Source organism: Bacillus sp. 05T31 (assembly GCF_056396725.1).
This window is the reverse complement of the sequence record NZ_JBFTMA010000322.1, coordinates 1-4,538: the sequence shown is the minus strand read 5'-3', so window position 1 is coordinate 4,538 and position 4,538 is coordinate 1. Positions and strand designations below refer to the sequence as shown.

The window sequence follows — 4,538 nt, the reverse complement described above, 5'->3', positions numbered from 1 at the left end:
CTACTACTTGTTGTGGTTTCGCTGTTACTTCTTGCAAGGTCTCCATTCTTTCAAAGCCTTTTTCTGTTACTTTAAAGAATAATTCTTTTTCTACTTTCGCCTTACCTTGACCGGCAAACGTACTATTTTGATACCAATTAAATCGATCCGATTCTGCATGATACCCTTTTACAACATCACCGTATTCAAATCCCAAACCATTAATAGCTTTTGCAAACTCTTTCGTATTTTCAACACCTTTGACAGTTGCTTTCTTTTTCTCTTTACCCGTTGCATCTAGCAATGCGAATTCAAAATACGTTTCTTCCTTGAAATTCCCATGTGCCTTATTGTGATGATCTGTTGCACTAAACTTCTTCTTATCATGTTGTAATGTTACAACTGATTTAATATCGCCATCGCCTGTGTACTCAATCCCTTTAAATACTAAGCTATCTCCGTACGTTACTTCTAACGATACTTCCGTTACTTTCTTATTTCCAAAATGGTCTTTCGTTTCAACTTTTACTTTTTGTTCACCGATTTTTGTTGTATTCGGTTTTTCTACAAAACCAATTACTTCTCCATCTTTTACTTGAACAAAATCTTTTGCATTTAATTTTTCAGCACCTGTTCCGATTACTACTTTTTGTGGCACTGCTGTTACTTCCTGTTGAGTCGCTATTCTTTCAAAACCTTGCTCCGTAACTTTAAAGAATACTTCATGAACCCCATACTCCGTATCCACAAATTCATTCTTTTTGTACACTTTAAATCTATCAAACTCTCTTTGATATACTTTTACTACATCACCATACTCAAAAGTCATTCCATTGAATTGTTCTGCGAATGCTTTCGTATTTTCAGATGCTTTTACAGATACTGCTTTCTTCTCTTTTCCAGCTTTATCGTATACAGTCATTTCCATATACTTCTCATCTGCAAATGAAGTATGCATTGGACCTTCTGAATCTGTTGTACTGAATTTCTTTTCTTCATGATTCAATGTTACAACTGACTTTATATTGCTTCCACCATAACTTGTACCGAAGAACATAATGCTGTCTCCGTAAATTACTTCTACTGGCACTTCCGTCACTTTCTTAGTTCCAAAGCGATCTTTCGTTTCTACTTTTACTTTTTGTTCACCGATTTTTGTTGTGTTTGGCTTCTCTATAAATCCAATTACTTCTCCGTCTTTCACTTGAACAAAGTCTTTTGCTTCTAATTTTTCAGCATCTGTCCCGATTGTTACCTTTTGTGGTACTGCCGTGACTTCTTGCATAGCTTCCATTCTCTCGAAACCTTGCTCTGTCACTTTAAAGAATACTTCATGAACACCATACTGCGTATCCACTAGTTCATTCTTTTTGTACACTTTAAATCTATCAAACTCTTTTTGGTATACTTTCAACATATCTCCATATTCAAAAGTCATTCCATTAAATTGTTCTGCGAATCCTTTTGTATTTTCAGATGCTTTTACTGATAGAGTTTTCTTCTCTTTTCCATCTTTATCATATACAGTCATCCCCATATACTTCTCATCTGCAAATGAAGTATGCATTGGACCTTCTGAATCTGTTGTACTGAATTTCTTTTCTTCATGATTTAATGTTACAACTGATTTTATATTACTTCCGCCATAACTTGTTCCAAAGAACATAAYACTATCTCCGAAAATTATTTCTACTGACACTTCCGTCACTTTCTTATTTCCAAAACGATCTTTCGTTTCTACTTTTACTTTTTGTTCACCTATTTTTGTTGTATTCGGTTTTTCTACAAAACCAATTACTTCTCCACCTGTTACTTCAACGAACTTCTTCGCATCTAATTTTTCAACATCTGTTCCCACTACTACTTTTTGCGGGATTTCTTTTACTTCTTGGAAGCTATCTTTCAATTCAAATCCTTGTGGAGTAATCTTAAAGACTTTTTCTTCTTGCTCTTCATAATTTCCTTGGTCTACAAGTTTATTATTTTGATACCATGTGAAATACTCAGGTTCTCTATGGTATACCTTAATAACATCACCGTATTCAAACTTTATACCATTTAACTCTTTTACAAAAACCTCTAAACTTTCCTGTCCTTCAGCAGATACACTTTTCTTCTCTTTCCCATGCTCATCATAGATTGTAAATCCTATGTACTTTTCACCACTGTAGCTATGATGAAGAATTTCATTTAAAAGCGATGCACTAATTTTCTTTGTGTCATGATTTAAAGTTAAAATTGAATTTATATTTTTTCCAAAATAAGAACCGAACACCATACTATCAGCATAAACAGCATTAACTGAGACAGGAATTAAATTCTTATTCCCTTTATCATCTTCAATTTCTACTAATACTTCCTGTTCTCCTGGCTCTAATTTAGATCCTATAATCTTACCTGTTACTTTTACATTTTCACCTAAATTTTGAACAAGGCTACTTGCTTTCTTTTTATCAAAATCAGTACCAGCTAAAATGTCTTGCATCACATTAGYAGGTTCACCATAMGGAACYTTATACGSTTCAACTTGCTTCTCACGAATATCATTACTATCAGTAGCTTTCCAWATTTCTTTTTCTAATTTAGGTAGTTTTAAATTCTCTATCTTCTTTCTTATATCATCAGTTGGAGCTAATCCCCATTCCTTAAAGAAAGGAATTAAGTTTTGCCCAGCTGCTTTTGATGTCATATAAATAAACATTTGTTTTTTCTCTTCATCAGTCCCAGGCATCTCTGTATTAGGTAATATTCGATACATTTGATGCAACTTCGGATAAAAATGTTCACCATAAACTACATGTAATTGCCAGAATAACGTAACTGGATCGGCATCATCAAGTATTCTTTCTGCCATAGGTTTCTTTAAATACTCAGCTGTTTTTTTATAATGATCATCCATACCTAATTTATTTCCTAAAGCCTTCTGTACAGCCAGCGCGTAAATGTTAACTGTTACCTCTCCCACAGCCGACCAATCCCAAGGGGCTTGCTGATGCAAATGTCCTACCTCATGCCAAGGTCCCCATCCATCAGTTTTTAGTTTTTCTATATCCAATACATATTCCATGGCTGTCTTAATATAAGAGGTGCGGTAATAGTACGCATTCATCCAATCGCCCTCGTCTGGATATCTATTTTCAACAAATTGAACATAATGTTTTGGCGCTTTCGCCACTCCTACACTCTCTTCAGATAAACCCGATACTTCGTTTTCTATGCGAATGATCTTATCATGCAGCTTCAATAATTCTGTCGGATCTGTATTTTCCATATAATCTTGTACAGCATCATAACTTGATGTAATTAAGCTTCTTTCTCCTCTTAATTCCACTGCATATGGATTCTCATACTTTTCCAGCATTTCATCCCAATCTTTTTTCGTATGTTTTCCTAGTATGAATAATGGAAAATGACTTCCACCATTAGTTACTTCAGCTGTTACTTCCCCTTGATTGTTTGAGTTATAGAAATATAGTATCCCGCCCATCGGAGATGATATTACATTGTCCCCAGGTTTCAACTCAAATTCCTTAGGCTTTTCTTCGTCATACGCATGTGTTCCTATAAAAGCCTTAATAGACTTATCACCTTTTATTTCAATCTTAATTTCTTCATTTGGCTTCGCATAAATCCCAGTTGGTTCATTTGCCGCCAGTTCCCAGTTCACCTTTAAACGATCCCGTTCCTTAGTGACATCACCTTTTCCAGATACATGAAACGTTCTCTGCTCCAAACGATTCTCTTTACTTTCTTCCAACTTTCCGCCCTTATTCTCTTCCAACGGTGCCGCATATCCTTTTGATGCTTCGAAAGCTACTGGTGATAACAATGTAGATATACATATACCAGCTACCAATACCCTACTCTTMTTYTTCTTCGACATAATCWGTGTCCCCTATTCCTTTTGTAGTGCAAACCACCCTAGATATATTCATTTAGTGTAAAATCAATTTATTTTTATACAATCATTTAATATATACAACTCAACCTCGCGCCCCGATACCTCTTATCATCGTTCACTCTAAATGTATTCGCTTTCTTATATAACAAAAATTTTTAAAACTAAAGATTCTCCTCACTTTTCTCTATATTTTGTGATGAGTTCTCGTTTTTCATTTCAAAATACTAATGGGAGGTACTTTCATCAGGTATTGTTGTCTATACATGAAAAATATGTATAAATATATCTTTTTTTACAACTCACTCATAGGCATCCATCTATGGACAGTTTTTCCAMAWYGAATTGTACAYGATTTCTTTYTYRTTRGATASCCTTTTCAATTAGATTAATATTACAWTTTTATGAATWWAATCCAAAAATCGTAATGTTGAGATTTTAGAAATTTAATATTATTTCAAAATAAAAGTCCGTCTCCAAAAGATAGTTTTCTTTCGTGACAGGCTCTCCTTAATCCAATATGCATTTCATTACAAGTCCTTCTCCATGTAACCATTCATCATCAATTTCACCAGTTAAATGAAATCCAATTGATTCATATAATTTTTGTGCAAGTTTGTTTTCTAGATGTATACTTARATACATAACTTTGCAATTATAC

General features: G+C 34.1%; 1 protein-coding gene. It reads right to left on the bottom strand.

Annotated features, from left to right (window positions below):
* On the bottom strand, positions 1 to 3,862 hold a 3,862-nt coding region (locus tag AC1DJR_RS18190; RefSeq protein ID WP_477003179.1), incomplete at its 3' end, for a M60 family metallopeptidase.
* Between the last annotated feature and the right edge of the window lie 676 nt (positions 3,863 to 4,538).